We start from the raw sequence: 17,394 nt of genomic DNA, 5'->3' as shown, positions 1-17,394 counted from the left end.
GAACACTGGCAGGTTGGTCAATTTCTAAGATAATCAGCGGCGCTTAATGCAGCAATGGTACCTTCTGCTACTGCGGTGGTTACCTGACGGTAGCGTTTGGCAATACAGTCGCCGGCTGCAAATATGCCGTCAACATTGGTTTTCATGGCTGCATCCACAACAATTTCGTTGCGGTCGTTCAGTTGCACCAAATCTTTTATGCTTTCGGTATTGGGCTGGTAGCCCACAAAAATAAATGTACCGTCGGTTTTCAACTCACTTCTTTTTTTGGTGGGAAGGTGTTCAATTTCCACTTTCTGCAACACGCCGTTTCCGTAAAACCCGCGCAGTTCCGATTCCATCACAAAATTAATTTTCGGATTATTTTGCGCTTCTTCCACCGCATGTTTAAATGCCTGGAAATGGTCGAACTGGTGCACAATGGTTACTTTGGTGGCATGTTGTGTGAGTGCAACTGCTTCTTCCAAAGCCGAGTTACCTCCGCCAACTACAACCACTTCTTTTCCGGTAAAAAAGTCACCGTCGCAGGTTGCGCAGTACGAAATTCCCTTTCCTTTAAACTGCCCTTCGCCCGGTATATTCAATGACCGCGGCCTTCCACCAGGCGTGAGAATTATACTTTTGGCCTGAAAACTCCGGCCGTCTTCCAACACAACGGTTTTTACTTTTCCTTCGAGATGGTACCCGGCAATTTTTATATTCGATTTGATTTTGCACCCAAAACTTTTGGCCTGCTGTTTCATGGTGTTGGCCAGCATGTATCCTTTGGTTGCAGGAACACCCGGGTAGTTGGCAATTTCTTCGGTAAGCACCATTTGCCCGCCAACAGCTCCTTCGTTTAATATAAGCGTTGAAAGTTTGGCGCGCGAGGCATAAATGCCGGCGGTTAAACCAGCTGCCCCCGCGCCAATTATCATCACATCAAACACTTCGTCCATAGTTATGCTTTTACGGCAAATTGTTCATCTAAAACAGAAGTTATCTGTTGTATGTTTTGAATGCTGCTGGTGGCATGTGCCACTTTTCCATCTTTATAATACATGGTGAACGGCAAACCCATAAAACCGCGGCACTCGGGTGCATTGCGAATTACTGCTGCTTCCGGATTGTCAAATGCCATTACAGCAAATTTAACATCTGAACGGTCTTCTTCCAGTTCTTCCATTACATCGTAAACCGGCATACACATCGGGCCCATGCGGCCACAACATACCATCACATTTTCGTTTTCATTAATCATTTTTTCCAGCTCGGCGGCTGTTTCAATTTCGTGAAGATTTGTTTGTAATAATTTCATAATCAATTTCTTTTATTGTTAAAAATTCGTTTATCTATTTTAGTTGTTCGTTACAACTGTAATTTCCTGAATAATTTTTTCGTCCGATTCCAGCTTCCCCTGCAAATAAGCTTCAATCAAATTTTGAGGAGAATCGATTGGCACACCCACAAACAGGTTTACCTTTTTTGAAGCGAACAGGTTGATGATTTTCGGATTCACCTTAAATGTGATAACATCTGTGATTCCTATTTCTTCCAGCCATCCCGGAAGTTCGGTTGCAACTGTCCCTGCCGGAAATTTTGCTTCTTTTCGGTCCACAATTTTTCCGTCTGTTTCGAAAATTTCGTAGTGACTGCACTCGCCGAAATACTCGCTTAACTGTTCGTTTGTTACCGGAATGGCTACCCGTTTCTTCATGATTAAATTCTTTGTTGCAAAAGTAGCCTGCCACAATTTGTCTGGCAAGAAAAGCACACTGTCATAGGAAAGTTTGGGAACTGAAATATTTCAGTTTTTTTCCTGTCATCAACCAGATTGGATTGTTTTTGTACTTTTGTACTGTTTTTTCAGCAAGCAAAAATGAATAACGAAAACATTGAAAATACAGGTCAGGCGTCAGGTTTTACAAACCTTATGCAGCATTTTCCCGATGCACTGAACCATTTGGCACAAAACAAAACCCGGATTTCGTATCTGAAAGGGGAAACTATTTTCAAACAGGGTGCATTTGCACCGTATGTGCTTTTTGTGGTGCAGGGTTTAATAAAAGTTTACCTGCAAACCGGTTACGACAAGCAAATGAATATCAGTCTGGCCAAAACCAGCGACTTCCTGGCATTTTCATCCATTTTTGGGGAGAACATTCATACCTATTCGGCTCAGGCGCTGAAAGACTCGGAAATTTGTATGATTGAAAAAGAAAGCCTGAAAGATATTCTTTTGGAAAATCCGCAGTTTGCGCTGGAAATCACTTCAAAAAATTACCGAAACGAGCGGCATTTGCTTGAAATCATTAAAAACCTTTCTTATAAACAAATGCGGGGAAAACTGGCCTCAGGACTTATTTATCTCTCGCAGGAAGATTTTCTGAACGAAGACGTTTTTGAATTGCTCACCCGTCAGGAATTAGCCGATTTTGCTTCTATTGCAACTGAAAGCGCCATTAAATTTCTGAAAGAATTTGAAAAGGAAGGCATCATTCTGCTGGATGGAAAAAACATAAAAATTACCGACCGGAAAAAACTGGAAATCATAAGTAAAACCAGTTAGTTGATGGTACTTTCTGATTCCATAAAAGAACAATTGCTGGCAGAGGTTCAGTTTTCGGCAAGCCGCAGCGGCGGGCCCGGTGGTCAAAACGTGAACAAAGTCAATACAAAAATTGAACTGCGTTTTCCGGTTCAGGAATCGGCAGTGTTGGATGAATTGCAAAAGCAACTCATTCTTTTGAAACTTAAAAACCGGATTAATAACGAAAATGAACTGCTGGTAACATCAAGCGTTGAACGAACACAATGGAAAAATAAGGAAAAGGCTACCCGGAAATTTTTTGAACTCGTTGAAAAGTCGCTGACAAAACCGAGGAAAAGAAAGAAAACACAACCCACTGCAGCATCAAAATTAAAGCGGATTGAGAACAAAAAGAAACTGGGACAAAAGAAACAGTTGAGAAAACCGCCCGAAACTTAAAATTGGATAATTCGGTTGAAAATTGTTTCTTTGCCCATGAACAGGGATTTTTTCAGTTTATGCGGAATATTTTACATGTTTGCCGGATCCTGATTATCCGGATGATAGATTTTTTTCATTTTCCCTGCCTGAGGTTTATCCCCTCCGAAATTTTCAGGTATGGTGTTACGGGTGGAGCCAATACGGCATTCGACATTTTTCTCTATTTTGTTTTCTACAGATATATTCTTGATCGTCAAATTCTTGACCTGGGTTTTGTAGCCATCAGTCCGCATATAGCTGCATTTTTACTTGTTTTTCCCATCACCTTTACCACAGGATTTATTTTGGCAAAATACGTTACTTTCACAGCCTCAGAATTACGCGGAAGAATTCAGCTTTTTCGTTACGGAATAACTGTTACAGTCGCGATTTTACTCAATTATATTTTTCTGAAGTTTTTTGTTGAATATGTGGGTTTGTATGCAACTTTGTCCAAAGGCCTCACTACCATAATTGTAGTTGCATTCAGCTACTTGTCTCAACGCTATTTTTCATTTAAAACAGCCTCAGTTCCACGAATAATTTAATTCAGCGGTAAACAAAAAAATGTTTATATTGTCTTGAATTTTGAATGATGCAACAATTCAGGCAAACATATTACCCGACAATCCTTCAGGCCGTTCACCTGCTGATTTTGTACTTGTTTATTCAAACAGTAGTTGATTTTCCATTGGCCTTAATTGATTATTATAAAGGAACTGATTACCTGTATAATCCAATTAAAAAAATTATCTTAAATACCGGCTCCACGCTATTTATTTTACTTTACGGGTTCAAAAAAACGAAAGCACCTTTTCCTGAGGTTTTTCCTTTAAAAATGTTCAACCCACTCATACTTATTCCAATCATTACATTTTTCTGGAGTGCACATAATTTATTGGAACCAGTAAACATTGCCGTAGAAAAAGTTGTGCCTGCCCCACCCTGGTTTTGGGAACTTTTCAGTAAAGTTTTTGAAAGCGATTATGGTTGGTGGGGAGCTTTTTTCAAAGTGGCTGTAATTGCTCCGGTTATTGAGGAATTAATTTTTCGGGGGCTGATTTTGCACGGGTTGCGAAAAAATTATAATGCAGTGAAAGCGGTTTTGGTTTCAGCCCTGTTGTTTTCATTGTTTCATTTAAATCCATGGCAAATGCCTGCAACGTTTGTTTTGGGAGTGCTCCTTGGCTGGATTATGATTCGGACCAATAGTATTCTTTTAGCCATACTGGGGCATTCACTTAATAATCTCATCGTTTTATTAACTATAACTTATTGGGAACAAATAAGTAATCATGCTATTTATTTGATTGGAAAAGAGGAAAAACTCATGCTAAGCGGATTGGTAATCGGGGTATCGTTGATTCTGATTTACTTTAGCACTTTATGGCCTTTCAAAAAGGCAGGTAAGAACTAAACATTCCTGTTGTATTTCTGTTCTATTTAAAATTACTTAACATTTATATTGAACTTATTTTCATTAAAATAGTTTATCTTTAACAAAAACTATTATTCATTAACAAAATAAAATAAAAAATTATGGAAGAAGAAAAAGTAGTTTCTATGCCACGTATTGGCGACAAAGCTCCCGATTTTAAAGCGAATACCACTTACGGTCCAATCCAGTTTTCGGATTTCAACAAAGGAAGTTGGGTTGTGTTTTTTTCGCACCCTGCCGATTTTACTCCGGTTTGTACCACCGAAATGAGTGGTTTTGCCGTTCGTCACAATGAGTTCAGAGAACTGAACACCAAGCTTATGGGTTTAAGTATCGACAGTATCCACTCGCACGTTGCCTGGGTAAATAACGTAAAGAAGAACACCGGTGTGTTGTTCGATTTCCCGATTGTTGAAGACATTTCAATGAAGGTGTCGAAACTTTACGGAATGCTGCAGCCCAACGAAAGCGAAACTGCCGCTGTAAGAGCTGTATTTTTTATCGATCCTGAAGGAAAAATCAGGTTAATTATGTACTATCCGCTGAACGTAGGAAGAAACATGGATGAAATCATCAGGGTTTTAAAAGCACTGCAAACTTCTGATAAATACAAAGTTGCCATGCCACTCGACTGGCAGCCGGGCGATAAAGTAATTGTTCCTCCGCCAAAAACCGTTCAGGATATGGAAGAACGCGAAAAAAGTGATTACGAAATGGTTGACTTTTATCTGGCTAAAAAAAGTTTATAACCAGCTTTCAAAATTCAGAAAAGGTCTTGCAAATTGCAGGACCTTTTTTTATATCAAAACTCAAATTCTTCCTTCAATTAACGAAATATTCTTTCCCTGAAATCCATTTTATCGCTATTTTTAGAGCCTGAAATCCACAAAAATTGAGTCAAATGAATAAACTTGTCAGTACAGTATTTCTTTTTTCATTTTGTTTTTTAAATGCGGTTGCCCAAACCGGTAAAGTTTTCGACAATCTTTCCTTGAAAAGTGAAATTTTAAACATGGAACGGAAATATGCCATTTATCTTCCACCTGATTATGAAACATCTGAACGCAGCTATCCGGTGCTTTATTTACTGCATGGCAGTGGCGACGACCAAAGCGGCTGGGTTCAGTTTGGCGAAGTGCTGCACATTACTGACAAAGCCATAAAGAATGGCACTTCCACAGCAATGATTATCGTTATGCCCGACGCCAACACAGGCCAGCGGGGTTACACCAACGATGTAAGCGGAAACTGGCGTTACGAGGATTTCTTTTTTGAAGAATTTATTCCGTTCATCGAAGGCAAATATCGAATAAGAACAGAAAAACGCTACCGGGCTGTTGCCGGTCTTTCCATGGGTGGAGGCGGAACTTTTTATTTTGCTTTGCACCGCCCCGATTTGTTTTCGGCTGCCTGTCCGCTCAGCGCTTCAACCGGGCCGCTGAACCGCGATGAGATGAAAAATTACACGCAACGCCGCGGAATGCAAGATGCTTCGGAAGCTAAAATGAATGAATGGTACAAAAAATACAGTGTAACCGAAATGGTTAATAACCTGCCCGAAGAGGATTTAAAAGCGGTTCGCTGGTTTATTGATTGTGGCGACGATGATTTTTTATTTGAAGGCAATGCGCTGGTACACATTGCGCTGAAAAAACGAAACATACCGCATGAATACCGTGTTCGCGACGGCGCACATAACTGGACCTACTGGCGCGAATCGTTGCCTGAAGTGCTCCGGTTTGTTTCTGATGGATTTCACCAGCACTAATCAAAATTTTATTTGAATTTTTTACTGAATTTTTCATTTTTCATTTTGTTTAAGTAACAATAAGAATTACATTTGCTAAAAGAAACTAAACAAATGTAATTTTAATGAGATTCGGCTTTTTCGACGACAAAAACCGCGAGTACGTAATTACACGTCCTCAAACACCCTGGCCCTGGATAAATTATTTGGGAAATGATGATTTTTTTAGTCTGGTGTCAAATACCGGTGGTGGTTACAGCTTTTTTAAAGACCCGCGTTTCCGGCGGATTACACGGTTTCGCTACAATAATGTTCCAATTGACGATAACGGGAAATATTTTTACATCAACGATAACGGAACTGTTTGGTCACCTGGCTGGAAACCAGTAAAAACGGAACTCGATCAATATGAATGTCGTCATGGGTTAGGCTACACAAAAATAGCAGGAACAAAAAACAACCTTTCTGCTGAAGTTACTTACTTCGTGCCACTTGATATTCCTGTGGAAATCCAACGGGTGAAATTGACAAACCGGAGTACTGAAAAAAAAAGTTTTAAACTGTTTTCGTTTGTGGAATGGAACCTTTGGAATGCGCTGGACGATATGACCAATTTCCAACGAAATTATAACATTGGTGAAGTGGAGGTGGAAGACTCAGCCATTTATCATAAAACTGAATACCGCGAACGCCGCAACCATTATGCTTTCTATTCGGCAAATCGAAAAATGGACGGGTTTGATACTGACCGCAAATCTTTTGTAGGATTGTACAATTCATACGCCGATCCGGATGTTGTGCGAAACGGTAAATCCAAAAACTCGGTGGTACACGGCTGGTCGCCCATTGCATCGCATTCGTTCGAAATTGAATTGAATGCCGGCGAAGAAACCGAACTGATTTTTGTGCTGGGGTATGTTGAAAATAAGACAGAAGAAAAATGGGAAACCAAACAAGTCATCAATAAAGCGAAGGCAAAAGCGTTAATTCAAAAATTCAGATATTCAGAGCAGGTTGAAGCAGAACTTAAAAAGTTAAAAAATTACTGGACTGAATTGCTTTCCAATTACCAGGTAAAAAGCCACGATGAACGACTCGACCGCATGGTAAATATCTGGAACCAGTATCAAAACATGGTCACCTTCAACATGTCGCGGTCGGCTTCTTATTTCGAATCGGGTATTGGACGAGGAATGGGTTTCCGCGATTCAAACCAGGATTTAATCGGGTTTGTGCATCTGATTCCCGAAAAAGCCCGCGAACGCATCCTCGATTTGGCGGCCACCCAGTTGGAAGATGGCGGCGCCTGGCATCAGTACCAGCCCCTGACCAAAAAAGGAAATGCTGAAATTGGCGGAAATTTTAATGACGATCCGCTGTGGCTCATTCTTTCCACAACGCAGTACATAAAAGAAACAGGCGATTTTCCCATTCTGGAAGAAATGGTTCCATTCAACAACGACGAAACAAAAGCACAATCTCTACTCGACCACCTGAACCGGTCGTTTTTGCATGTGGTAAACAATCTGGGACCGCACGGATTGCCGCTCATTGGCCGGGCCGACTGGAACGATTGCCTGAATTTGAACTGCTTTTCCACAAACCCTGATGAATCGTATCAAACCACCGGAAACAAAAAAGGTGGTGTGGCTGAATCGGTTATGATTGCCGGCATGTTTGTTTTATATGGAAATGATTACGCAGAACTGCTGAACTATCTTGACAAAGCAAATGAAGCGGAAAAAGTTTTGGCTGAGGTGGAAAAAATGAAAAATGCAATTTCAAAGTATGGCTGGGATGGCAAATGGTTTTTGCGTGCGTATGATTTCTTCGGCAAAAAAATAGGAAGTAACGAAAATGAAGAAGGCAGGATTTTCATTGAATCGAATGGATTTTGCACCATGGCAGAAATTGGAGTTGAAAGAGGCTGGCCGCAACAGGCACTCGACTCGGTAAAAAAACACCTCGACTGCGAATATGGAATTGTACTGAACAATCCGCCCTATACCGAATACGACTTAAGCAAAGGTGAAATTACCAGTTATCCTGAAGGGTATAAAGAAAACGCCGGAATTTTCTGCCACAACAATCCGTGGATTATGATTGGCGAAACCACTGCCGGAAACGGCGATCGTGCATTTGAATATTACAGTAAAATTTGTCCGTCGTATCTGGAAGAAATAAGCGATTTGCACCGCACCGAACCTTACGTTTATGCGCAGATGATTGCCGGAAAAGACGCATGGAAACCCGGCGAAGCTAAAAACTCATGGCTTACCGGTACCGCAGCCTGGAATTTTTTTGCTGTTTCACAATACATTCTCGGAATCAAGCCTGAATACGATGGGCTGATTGTAAATCCTTGTATTCCAAAAGAATGGGATGGTTTTTCCGTTCAGCGAAAATTCAGGGGAACCGAATACCGCATTGAAGTGACCAATCCGAATCATGTTTCAAAAGGCTTGAAAGAGTTGTGGATTGATGGAAAAAAGATTGTAGGTAATGTAATTCCGGTTCAGAAAAAAGTAGTTTGCAATGTAAAGGTAGTGCTGGGTTAAGGTCCATGCAAGAAAAAGAAAAAGCTGTCCCAAATCAAGTTCCGGACAGCTTTATATAAAATTTCGTAAAATTAATTACTTCACAAACGAAGCGTTATTCAGGTAGTCGAAACACTGTTTCACTCCTTCAAACTGTGTAATATTTTCGCGGATATTTTCCAACTCCACATAAAATTCATCCAGCCCAATTTCATAAGCTTTATTGAAAATATTTTCAAAATTCATCATTCCCGATTTACCTAAAATTGAACGGTCTTTTATATGCAGAATTGGGAACCGGCCAGCATATTTTTCAAAATATTCCAGCGGATCGTTTTGCCCCATTACAGTCCAGTACACATCCATTTCGAAGAACACCAACGACGGATCGGTACCATTAAGCAGTAAATCATAAATCACATCGCCAACCGGCATCCACGGATTAGTCTGTTTTTCCTTGTCCTCTTCCTTTACTACACACCTGAACTCGCCACTGTGGTTGTGATAGCCCCATTTAATGCCGGCAGATTTGGCAATTTCGCCTGCCTTATTGAATACTTCGCAAACCATTGCAGCATCGTCATGCGATTCAATGGTGGGCATTCCGGGCTGAACCAGAGAAATAACTCCCAACTTTGCATGGTCGTCAACAGTTGCTTTCCAGAAATCGGCAATTTCTCCGGCATTTTCTTTGGTGTATTTCCTAACCGGAGGATTCACGTGCGAGCCGGTAATTTTCAATCCGGCATCACCAGCAATTTTCAGGAACTCAGCAATCTCATAATTGTAAAGTTTACCTTCCCTGTATCCGGCAGCTTCAGCCGTTGCATAACCAATTTGGGCCACTTTTTTCAATCCGTTTGGTACATCCTCAGTGAGTTCTCTTCCCAAAGAATACAACTGTAATCCGATACTTTTTTTTGATGGAAGCAGATTACTCCTTACTGTTGCAGCATGTGCTGTTTTTAATGATCCTCCAACAAAACCTCCCACAGTAAGCACTCCCAGTTTTTTCAAAAATTCTCTTTTTGTTTCCATTTTAAAATATTATTGGTTTGAATTAAATTTTTGATTATTAATATTTGAAAATTGTTGTAAATACAAAATCGCCTGAAAAATACAAAAGTTTACATTTCTATTACCCAAAAAATTAAAATAAAATGCATGCAATATCAAATTTGTGTTATTTCGACACAATACAAATGAATATATTTTTTGATACACCGAGAAAAAAGTGTTTTTGTGATTTTGCCAAAGGAGAACTACATTTGTATAATTCAAAAATCAAAGGCTATGCAGCTTTTTTATATTCCGGAAATTGGAGGAAATGAAATTATTTTAGATGAAACCGAATCTAAACATGCCATTCGGGTACTTCGGTTGAAGATTGGGGATAGAGTACATGTTGTGGATGGAAACGGTGGTTTTTATACAGCCAAAATTACTGAACCCCATCCAAAAAAATGCAAGCTTTCTATTCTTGAATCTCATAAGGAATTTGGGAAACGCCAATTTAAACTTCACATTGCCATTGCTCCCACCAAAAACAACGACCGGTTTGAGTGGTTTCTGGAGAAAGCCACCGAAATTGGCATTGATGAAATTACCCCCTTAATGTGTGAACACAGCGAACGAAAAAACATTAAACCCGACCGGCTGGAAAAAATTCTTGTTTCGGCTATGAAGCAGTCGTTAAAAGCGTTCCTGCCAAAACTAAATCCATTGGTTCCGTTTAATGATTTCATACATAAAAATGAGGTGTCGCAAAATTTTATTGCCCATTGTTACGAGGGAGGAAAACCACATCTAAAAAACGAAATTATAAAAGAAGAGAATGTAATTATATTGATTGGTCCTGAAGGAGACTTTAGTATGGAAGAAGTTGAAGAGGCCAAAATAAACGGATTCAGGGAAATTTCGCTTGGAACCTCACGGTTGCGAACCGAAACAGCGGGTGTTGTAGCCTGCCATATTGTTAATCTTGTTAACGAATGACTCCAAATCTTACCTTTTGCTTTTTCATTTCAGAATGGAATTGTAATTTTCGAAAAATTTAAGTCCATGAGAATACTTTTCGTTTTAATACTATTTTTTGCGGCATCAGTTAGTACTCTGGCTCAACCGGTAAGAATTGGCCTGGTAAAATATGGCGGTGGCGGCGATTGGTATGCCGACCCCACTGCCTTGCCCAACCTGATTGGTTACTGCAATCAAAATTTAAAAACCAATATTCACCCTGAACCTTCCACTGTAGAAGTTGGCAGTCCCGAAATTTTCAACTTTCCGTTTGTGCACATGACAGGTCACGGAAATATTGTACTTTCAGAAAACGAAGCTTTTAACTTGAGAAATTACCTCGAAGCCGGAGGATTCCTGCACGTTGACGACAATTTTGGAATAGATGAATATTTCAGGCGCGAAATAAAAAAAGTATTTCCAAATGCCGAACTGGTTGAACTGCCTCCCTCCCACCCAATTTTTCACCAAAAATATACCTTTAACGAGGGCCTGCCCAAAATTCACGAACATGATAATAAACCGCCTCAGGCATTCGGAATTTTTATTGAAGACCGTATGATTTGCCTTTACACTTATGAATCAGACATTAGTGATGGATGGGAAGACGCAGCCGTTCACAATAATCCACCTGAACTTCGGGAAAAAGCATTAAAAATGGGTGCCAATATTATTGCTTATGTTTTTAATCAATAGTTTAAAATGTTAATCAAATCTTAATTTTTCGAACCTGCTTAACTTAAACAATTAATTTCAATCAACTAACAATCAACATTTTGTAAAAGCAAGACAAATGTTAAAAAAGAAATTTGCTTTTGTTTCGAAATAAAATTCGGCAACTTAAAACTTACTTTTACGTTGTATTTGATATTAATTTTGATAAAAACAGAAAAAAAATGAAAAAGTTATTTTTTGCATTGACACTGTTTCTCTCAATTGCAGTAGCAGTTAACGCCCAGGATTACAACACCGGAATTGGTGTGCGGGGTGGTTTATCAAACGGATTAACCGTAAAACATTTTATTGGGAGCAACAAAGCTATTGAAGGGCTGCTATCAACCCGATGGCGGGGATTTCACGTAACAGGTTTGTATGAAATTCATGCACCTGCTTTTGACACCCCGAGGCTTCATTGGTATTATGGGGTTGGCGGCCATATTGGTTTTTGGGACGACTATGACAAACATCCCTGGTTTGACAACGATGGTTCACATACCGTTATTGGAGTTGATGGGATTATTGGAATAGAATACAACATTGAACCCATCCCGTTCAATATCAGTTTAGACTGGAAACCCGGTTTGAACCTGATTGGTTACACTGGTTTTTGGGCCGATGAAGTGGCCCTCTCCATCCGTTTTATTTTCTAAGAGGAAATTTACAAGGCAGGCAATCATAAAAAAGCCCTTCCAACAATTTGCGGAAGGGCTTTTTCTTTATCATTATTTCTGAATGAATTTTAAGAATTAAGCCTTTTCAAGTTTTAATGTTTCGGTTGGCTGGTCGCAAACTTCTGACGGGCCAAAATACTGGATAGGTCCAGGATAAAGATAGTGTGTACTCAGCGCCCATTCGCCGCGTTTTGAAACAAAATATTTAAAAGGTGCGCCGTCAAGTTCTACCAATGCTTTTTGTATAACAGGTTTCTTGTGTCCGTGGCGTTTTTCCATGTTCATCATCATAGTAATAGGTACTCCGCCGGCAATCCACTCTTCTGCTGGAGAGGTAAGGTTTCTAACCGACGACATATACCCGGTTTTTCCTTCAGAAACCAAAACTGATGCAGTGTATCCTAAAGAATAGCAGTAATCAGCATCGAAATTTGACGGAGCAGCACAACGCCCTTCGTATCCAAAAAAGTGGTACTGGGTACTGAATTTTCCAGAGAATTTTCCGGCTTTTTTCAGGGCAGCCAGTTTTTCGCTAACCATCTCACCTAAAAGCTTTTCTGTTTCTATTAAAGAAACCTGAACGTTCCCGTGCGGATCGCGATCGAGTGTTAGCTGGTTGGCTATTCCTTGAGGAAGCGATTTGAAAACTCTGGATGATTCTTTGGTTAATTGCGAAGCCACCCAATTCAGCCGGTGACTTTTTTTCAGCATCTTAAATTCTTTTTCAGTTTCGGTGCCTTCAGCCAGCAGGTCGTTCAATTCTGAAATTAAAATTTTCATTTCAGGAATAAATTCAATCAAACCTTCGGGAACAAGCGCCACACCAAAGTTTTCGCCATTATCGGCACGCTGGGCAACAACGCTTGCCATGTAATCAACAATATCATCAAGCGTTTGCTGTTTTGCAGCCACTTCTTCAGAAATAAGGGTAATATTGGGTTGGGTTTTTAAAGCACATTCCAGCCCAATGTGCGAGGCAGAACGCCCCATCAATTTCATAAAATGCCAGTATTTTTTGGCTGAATTGGCGTCACGCTGAATATTCCCGATAAGTTCGGAATATACTTTTGTTGCCGTATCGAAACCAAATGATGCTTCAATCATTTCATTTTTCAAATCTCCGTCAATGGTTTTCGGACAACCAATTACCTGAACACCGGCTTTTTTTTGTGAATAATATTCGGCCAAAACACAAGCGTTGGTATTTGAATCGTCACCGCCAATAATAACCAGTGCATTCAGATTAAGATCTCTGGCAATTTCCAACCCTTTGTCAAACTGCCATTCTTCTTCCAGTTTCGTACGGCCTGAACCAATAATATCAAAACCGCCTGTGTTGCGGTATTCGTCAATTATTTCGGCTGTTAATTCCACATATTTGTGGTCAACAAGTCCGCCTGGTCCGCCCAAAAAGCCGTAAAGTTTACTTTCGGGGTTTATTTTTTTTATCCCGTCGAAAATACCCGAAATCACATTATGCCCGCCGGGAGCTTGTCCACCGGAAAGAATAACGCCAACATTCACCGGATTTTTTGAAGCTTCTTTTTCACCCTCCTCAAAGGTTAAGAGGGGCATTCCACTGGTGTTTGGAAAAAGTCCGGCAATTTCTTTTTGATCGGCAACCGATTCTGTTTTTGCTCCTTCAACCAGTTTTACTGCACCTTTTAACGATTTGGGCAGTTTAGGCTGGTACTTGGCCCGTTCTTTTTGTAATGCACTGATATTCATTTTCAATTATTTTAAATTTTATTTACTTCTGCATCAAAATTAATGCATTTTGTGTGGATTTGATATTGAAGATTTTTTTCTTCAAATGATTTAAAGAAAACTTAAAAGGTTTTAGTTTTTCAGGCGCTGATTATCGGTACGTTTTTTCCATTTTTCCAGCGCAAGTTTTTGAAGGTCTTCCACTTTATCCGATTCGTCCACAATTTCGAGCCCCAGCAAGGTTTCAAACAAATCCTCCATGGTAACAAGGCCTACAACACTTCCAAAATCATCGGCAACTACGGCAAGGTGTTCGCGGTTTAGAATTAGGGAGTCCATCAGTTTAGCCACAGTAAAATTATCTTCAACAAATAAAATATCACGTTTAATTTCTGCTGCTTTAACCGAATGTTTGTCCTGCGCCAGATTTTCCAAAATATTATCTTTCAGAATAACGCCTGTAATGTTATCGGGATGCTCGTGGTAAACCGGAATGCGCGAAAACACCATCGGATTAATTTCATCATAAATTTCATTCATAGTCTGCTCCTCGTCCACCATCATTATTACCGAACGCGGGGTCATAATATCACGCACTTTAATATTTTCAAGCCGAAGCAGGTTTTGAATAATCGACTTTTCTTCCCTGTCGAGTGCACCGCTTTTTAGTCCGGCATCGGCCATGGCAGCAAAATCGGCACGGCTAAGCACACTCCGCCCTTTTTCTGTTTTAACCATTCGCGTAATTCCCTTGCTCATCCAAACAAACGGCGCCAGAATAAACATTAAAACCCTTAACGAACGAACGGTAAAAGGAGTGAGTGGTTTCCAGAAATTGGCTCCCAGGGTTTTGGGAATTATTTCAGACAATACCAGGATAGCCAGGGTCATAGCACCTGCAATTAACGATTCGTAGGTAATGTAAACTGATAAAAAATGGATTTGCGTGGTTCCAAAAAGTTTTCCGGCCTGAACACCCACACCAAGCGCTCCTACAGTATGAGCAAATGTATTCAGGGTAAGTATGGCCGATAGCGGTTTGTCAATATCATCCTTCATTCTGTTTAAAAGATGGCCGATTACAGGTTTTTCGTTCTGCATGCGGCTGATATAAGGTGGCGTTATACTTAAAATAACAGCCTCCCACATGGAGCAAAAAAAAGAAATAACAATAGATAAAAAAAAGAATAATAATAATGTTGCCATTTTATTGCATTAAGCCTGAAAAATGTCCATGCTATTTAATGAATTAAAGATTCCAAAAATAACCGTATTATCTTTCAGGTTCATTTTCAATTACGAAAATATACATTTCAGGCATCATTTAAAATGCATGTCTGAAAAAATTTACAAAAGAAGCACTATTTTCGTAACTCCAATGACTATACTGTTTATTTAAAACAATTGTAAAAAACAAAAAATCAAAAACAATGAAACATTTACACATCATGTTAATTTTTGCTATGGCAACAAAAATAACTTTTGCACAAAGCCCAGATTCATACCAGTGGCTTGAAGAGGTAGAAAATGAAAAAGCTCTTGAATGGGTAGAAACCTGGAATGAAAAATCGCTGAATGTAATTACATCGCAGCCTGATTATGAGAATCTTTATGAAAAAAATCTGGAAATCCTGAATTCGACCGACCGGATTGCAGAACCTTCCATCCGGGGAGAATTTGTTTATAATTTTTGGCAAGACCAGCAATTCCAGCGCGGAATATGGCGAAGGGCAAAATTGGAAACTTACCTGGGGGGAAATCCCAACTGGGAAATTCTGCTTAACATGGACGAACTTTCGGAAAAAGATGGCGAGAAATGGGTTTTTAAGGGGGCAAGCGGACTTTATCCCGATTACAACAAATTCCTGGTAAGCCTTTCAAAAGGAGGAGGTGATGCAGTTATAATAAGGGAATTTGATGTGCAATCAAAATCATTTGTTGAAGACGGCTTTTATCTCCCTGAGGCGAAAGGCGGAGCAAGCTGGATTGATGAAAACACCCTGATGGTTTCCACCGATTTTGGCGAAGGTATCACTACTTCCGGCTATCCAACCCAGGTTAAAATTTGGGAACGAGGTACAAAACTGGAAAATGCCCGCGAGGTTTACAAAGGACAGAAAACTGACGTGGGAATATGGGGGTATGTTCAGCAAAATCCTGAAAAAGTTTACCAGTTAATCATCCGTAGTGTATCGATTTTTTCAGGAAATTATTATTGCCTGGAAAATGGAAAAACCATTAAACTGGATGTTCCGGAAGACATTGAACTGACTACCATATTCAAGGGCCAGGTTATTTTTCAGTTGAAATCTGAATGGCAAGTGGATGGTCAAAATTTTCCGCAGGGTGCGGTAATTAGCATCAATTACAACGATTTACTTGCCGGGAAAAAGAATTTTGAACTGATAGTAAAACCAGATGAGCGCTCAAGTGTCACCCAGATTTCGAATACAAAAGACCGTTTGCTGATAAATATGCTGGAAAATGTAAAAAGCGAACTTTATTCATACCGTTTTGAAAATGGCTGGAAAAAAGAAAAAATTGATGCACCTGAATTTGGAAATATTTCCCTGGGATCATCCGATGAATTCAGTAACAAATACTTTTTCAACTTTCAGAATTTTTTAGCGCCAAACACCCTTTTCTATGGCGATGCTGCTACAGGAGAATTAAGCAAGGTAAAATCGTTGCCTTCCTGGTTTCCAACTGAAAATTATAAAGTCCAGCAATTTGAGGCTGTTTCGAAAGACGGAACACGGATTCCTTATTTTGTGGTACACCAAAAATCCATGAAGCTTGATGGAAATAATCCTACATTACTTTATGCCTACGGAGGTTTTGAAGTACCTCAACTTCCGCGTTATTCAGCGGTTACCGGAGTTTCGTGGCTTGAAAAAGGGGGTGTTTATGTGTTGGCCAATCTGCGTGGCGGCGGCGAATTCGGACCGAAATGGCACCAGGCCGGACTAAAAGAAAACCGGCAGCGTGTATTCGACGATTTTTATGCAGTTGCAGAAGACCTCATGGATAAAAAAATTACATCGTCCAGAAAACTGGGAATTTATGGCGGGAGCAACGGCGGATTGCTGGTTGGGGTTGCGTTTACCCAACATCCGGAGTTATACAATGCAGTGGTATGCGCAGTTCCGCTACTGGATATGAAACGCTACAATAAATTACTGGCAGGCGCTAGCTGGATGGCTGAGTACGGAAATCCTGACATCCCAGAAGAGTGGGCGTACATTAGCAAATATTCGCCTTACCACAACCTGAAAAAAGGAATGAAATACCCTGAAGTATATTTTTACACTTCAACCCGCGACGATCGTGTTCACCCGGGCCACGCGCGTAAAATGGTAGCCAAAATGGATGAAATGGGTTATAAAATCTACTATTTCGAGAATACGGAAGGCGGGCATGCCGGCGCTTCTACCAACGAACAGCGGGCACAAATGAATGCACAACTTTATTCCTACCTGCAAATGAAATTGATGGATTAACGGGGCAGTCAGTTTTTTTGAAGTTGAAATATCAGCAATCTGACCCAATTAAAATCATCCTTTTGATTG

17 protein-coding genes are annotated in these 17,394 nt (G+C 40.1%); 11 read left to right on the top strand and 6 right to left on the bottom strand.

What is annotated here, in order from left to right; translation table 11 throughout:
* Nucleotides 1-17: 17 nt before the first annotated feature.
* From ACESMA_RS05265 to ACESMA_RS05255, 3 genes are read right to left on the bottom strand one after another with little or no spacing between them, the layout of a single operon-like run.
* Entirely contained in the window at nucleotides 18-938 is a 921-nt protein-coding gene (locus ACESMA_RS05265) for an NAD(P)/FAD-dependent oxidoreductase (protein ID WP_372947728.1), read from the bottom strand.
* A 2-nt stretch (nucleotides 939-940) separates the two neighbouring features.
* Nucleotides 941-1,297: a thioredoxin family protein gene (locus ACESMA_RS05260; RefSeq protein ID WP_372947727.1), complete on the bottom strand. Its 357-nt coding sequence runs from the start codon at nucleotides 1,295-1,297 to the stop codon at nucleotides 941-943.
* A gap of 39 nt (nucleotides 1,298-1,336) precedes the next feature.
* Complete coding sequence (locus tag ACESMA_RS05255; protein ID WP_372947726.1) at nucleotides 1,337-1,696, bottom strand: NifB/NifX family molybdenum-iron cluster-binding protein; 360 nt, start codon at nucleotides 1,694-1,696, stop codon at nucleotides 1,337-1,339.
* Between the two features lie 162 nt (nucleotides 1,697-1,858).
* On the opposite strand from ACESMA_RS05255, the gene ACESMA_RS05250 reads away from it, so the two are divergent.
* The 7 genes from ACESMA_RS05250 (at nucleotide 1,859) to ACESMA_RS05220 (ending at nucleotide 8,732) form a co-directional block, all read left to right on the top strand.
* Entirely contained in the window at nucleotides 1,859-2,548 is a 690-nt protein-coding gene (locus ACESMA_RS05250; RefSeq protein WP_372947725.1) for a Crp/Fnr family transcriptional regulator, read from the top strand.
* Nucleotides 2,549-2,551: 3 nt separating this feature from the next.
* On the top strand, nucleotides 2,552-2,968 hold the full coding sequence (gene arfB, locus ACESMA_RS05245) for an alternative ribosome rescue aminoacyl-tRNA hydrolase ArfB (protein WP_372947724.1): 417 nt from the start codon (nucleotides 2,552-2,554) through the stop codon (nucleotides 2,966-2,968).
* Between the two features lie 2 nt (nucleotides 2,969-2,970).
* Complete coding sequence (locus ACESMA_RS05240) at nucleotides 2,971-3,537, top strand: GtrA family protein (protein ID WP_372947723.1); 567 nt, start codon at nucleotides 2,971-2,973, stop codon at nucleotides 3,535-3,537.
* Nucleotides 3,538-3,581: 44 nt separating this feature from the next.
* Complete coding sequence (locus ACESMA_RS05235) at nucleotides 3,582-4,406, top strand: CPBP family intramembrane glutamic endopeptidase (protein ID WP_372947722.1); 825 nt, start codon at nucleotides 3,582-3,584, stop codon at nucleotides 4,404-4,406.
* A 122-nt stretch (nucleotides 4,407-4,528) separates the two neighbouring features.
* Nucleotides 4,529-5,176, top strand: coding sequence for a peroxiredoxin (locus ACESMA_RS05230; RefSeq protein WP_372947721.1), 648 nt, complete (start codon nucleotides 4,529-4,531; stop codon nucleotides 5,174-5,176).
* A 152-nt stretch (nucleotides 5,177-5,328) separates the two neighbouring features.
* A complete protein-coding gene (locus ACESMA_RS05225) occupies nucleotides 5,329-6,195 on the top strand; it encodes an alpha/beta hydrolase (RefSeq protein ID WP_372947720.1) in 867 nt (288 codons plus the stop codon).
* A 104-nt stretch (nucleotides 6,196-6,299) separates the two neighbouring features.
* Nucleotides 6,300-8,732 carry a GH36-type glycosyl hydrolase domain-containing protein gene (locus ACESMA_RS05220; RefSeq protein ID WP_372947719.1) on the top strand — a complete coding sequence of 811 codons (2,433 nt, stop codon included), beginning with the start codon at nucleotides 6,300-6,302 and terminating at the stop codon, nucleotides 8,730-8,732.
* Nucleotides 8,733-8,807: 75 nt separating this feature from the next.
* Here ACESMA_RS05220 and ACESMA_RS05215 read toward each other — a convergent pair whose 3' ends face one another.
* Nucleotides 8,808-9,749, bottom strand: a complete 942-nt coding sequence (locus ACESMA_RS05215; RefSeq protein ID WP_372947718.1) for a sugar phosphate isomerase/epimerase family protein — start codon at nucleotides 9,747-9,749, stop codon at nucleotides 8,808-8,810.
* Nucleotides 9,750-10,004: 255 nt separating this feature from the next.
* Between ACESMA_RS05215 and ACESMA_RS05210 the strand changes: the two genes are divergently transcribed.
* From ACESMA_RS05210 to ACESMA_RS05200, 3 genes are all read left to right on the top strand, one after another.
* Nucleotides 10,005-10,706, top strand: coding sequence for a 16S rRNA (uracil(1498)-N(3))-methyltransferase (locus tag ACESMA_RS05210; protein WP_372947717.1), 702 nt, complete (start codon nucleotides 10,005-10,007; stop codon nucleotides 10,704-10,706).
* Nucleotides 10,707-10,772: 66 nt separating this feature from the next.
* Nucleotides 10,773-11,423 (top strand): DUF4159 domain-containing protein, encoded by a 651-nt coding sequence (locus ACESMA_RS05205; RefSeq protein ID WP_372947716.1) that lies wholly within the window; start codon nucleotides 10,773-10,775, stop codon nucleotides 11,421-11,423.
* 200 nt (nucleotides 11,424-11,623) lie between these two features.
* On the top strand, nucleotides 11,624-12,097 hold the full coding sequence (locus tag ACESMA_RS05200) for a hypothetical protein (protein ID WP_372947715.1): 474 nt from the start codon (nucleotides 11,624-11,626) through the stop codon (nucleotides 12,095-12,097).
* A gap of 96 nt (nucleotides 12,098-12,193) precedes the next feature.
* On the opposite strand, the gene ACESMA_RS05195 is transcribed toward ACESMA_RS05200, so the two are convergent.
* Together ACESMA_RS05195 and ACESMA_RS05190 are read right to left on the bottom strand one after the other, a co-directional pair.
* On the bottom strand, nucleotides 12,194-13,846 hold the full coding sequence (locus ACESMA_RS05195) for a diphosphate--fructose-6-phosphate 1-phosphotransferase (RefSeq protein WP_372947714.1): 1,653 nt from the start codon (nucleotides 13,844-13,846) through the stop codon (nucleotides 12,194-12,196).
* 111 nt (nucleotides 13,847-13,957) lie between these two features.
* Nucleotides 13,958-15,031: a CNNM domain-containing protein gene (locus tag ACESMA_RS05190; RefSeq protein ID WP_372947713.1), complete on the bottom strand. Its 1,074-nt coding sequence runs from the start codon at nucleotides 15,029-15,031 to the stop codon at nucleotides 13,958-13,960.
* Nucleotides 15,032-15,255: 224 nt separating this feature from the next.
* Here ACESMA_RS05190 and ACESMA_RS05185 point away from each other — a divergent pair, with 224 nt between their 5' ends.
* Nucleotides 15,256-17,325, top strand: a complete 2,070-nt coding sequence (locus ACESMA_RS05185; RefSeq protein ID WP_372947712.1) for a prolyl oligopeptidase family serine peptidase — start codon at nucleotides 15,256-15,258, stop codon at nucleotides 17,323-17,325.
* Nucleotides 17,326-17,394 lie beyond the last annotated feature (69 nt).

Source organism: Mariniphaga sp. (assembly GCF_041687215.1).
GTDB lineage: Bacteria > Bacteroidota > Bacteroidia > Bacteroidales > Prolixibacteraceae > Mariniphaga.
Note: the sequence above shows the minus strand (reverse complement) of the source record. Positions and strands in the feature narration are given on the sequence as shown.

Bases quoted from the DNA above. Each gene is read 5' to 3' on its own strand.
- ACESMA_RS05265 (WP_372947728.1), bottom strand. From the start codon at position 938: ATGGACGAAGTGTTTGATGTGATGATAATTGGCGCGGGGGCAGCTGGT.
- ACESMA_RS05210 (WP_372947717.1), top strand. From the start codon at position 10,005: ATGCAGCTTTTTTATATTCCGGAAATTGGAGGAAATGAAATTATTTTA.
- ACESMA_RS05195 (WP_372947714.1), bottom strand. From the start codon at position 13,846: ATGAATATCAGTGCATTACAAAAAGAACGGGCCAAGTACCAGCCTAAA.
- ACESMA_RS05200 (WP_372947715.1), top strand. From the start codon at position 11,624: ATGAAAAAGTTATTTTTTGCATTGACACTGTTTCTCTCAATTGCAGTA.
- ACESMA_RS05205 (WP_372947716.1), top strand. From the start codon at position 10,773: ATGAGAATACTTTTCGTTTTAATACTATTTTTTGCGGCATCAGTTAGT.
- ACESMA_RS05250 (WP_372947725.1), top strand. From the start codon at position 1,859: ATGAATAACGAAAACATTGAAAATACAGGTCAGGCGTCAGGTTTTACA.
- arfB (WP_372947724.1), top strand. From the start codon at position 2,552: ATGGTACTTTCTGATTCCATAAAAGAACAATTGCTGGCAGAGGTTCAG.
- ACESMA_RS05190 (WP_372947713.1), bottom strand. From the start codon at position 15,031: ATGGCAACATTATTATTATTCTTTTTTTTATCTATTGTTATTTCTTTT.
- ACESMA_RS05255 (WP_372947726.1), bottom strand. From the start codon at position 1,696: ATGAAGAAACGGGTAGCCATTCCGGTAACAAACGAACAGTTAAGCGAG.
- ACESMA_RS05215 (WP_372947718.1), bottom strand. From the start codon at position 9,749: ATGGAAACAAAAAGAGAATTTTTGAAAAAACTGGGAGTGCTTACTGTG.
- ACESMA_RS05260 (WP_372947727.1), bottom strand. From the start codon at position 1,297: ATGAAATTATTACAAACAAATCTTCACGAAATTGAAACAGCCGCCGAG.
- ACESMA_RS05185 (WP_372947712.1), top strand. From the start codon at position 15,256: ATGAAACATTTACACATCATGTTAATTTTTGCTATGGCAACAAAAATA.
- ACESMA_RS05220 (WP_372947719.1), top strand. From the start codon at position 6,300: ATGAGATTCGGCTTTTTCGACGACAAAAACCGCGAGTACGTAATTACA.
- ACESMA_RS05235 (WP_372947722.1), top strand. From the start codon at position 3,582: ATGATGCAACAATTCAGGCAAACATATTACCCGACAATCCTTCAGGCC.
- ACESMA_RS05230 (WP_372947721.1), top strand. From the start codon at position 4,529: ATGGAAGAAGAAAAAGTAGTTTCTATGCCACGTATTGGCGACAAAGCT.
- ACESMA_RS05225 (WP_372947720.1), top strand. From the start codon at position 5,329: ATGAATAAACTTGTCAGTACAGTATTTCTTTTTTCATTTTGTTTTTTA.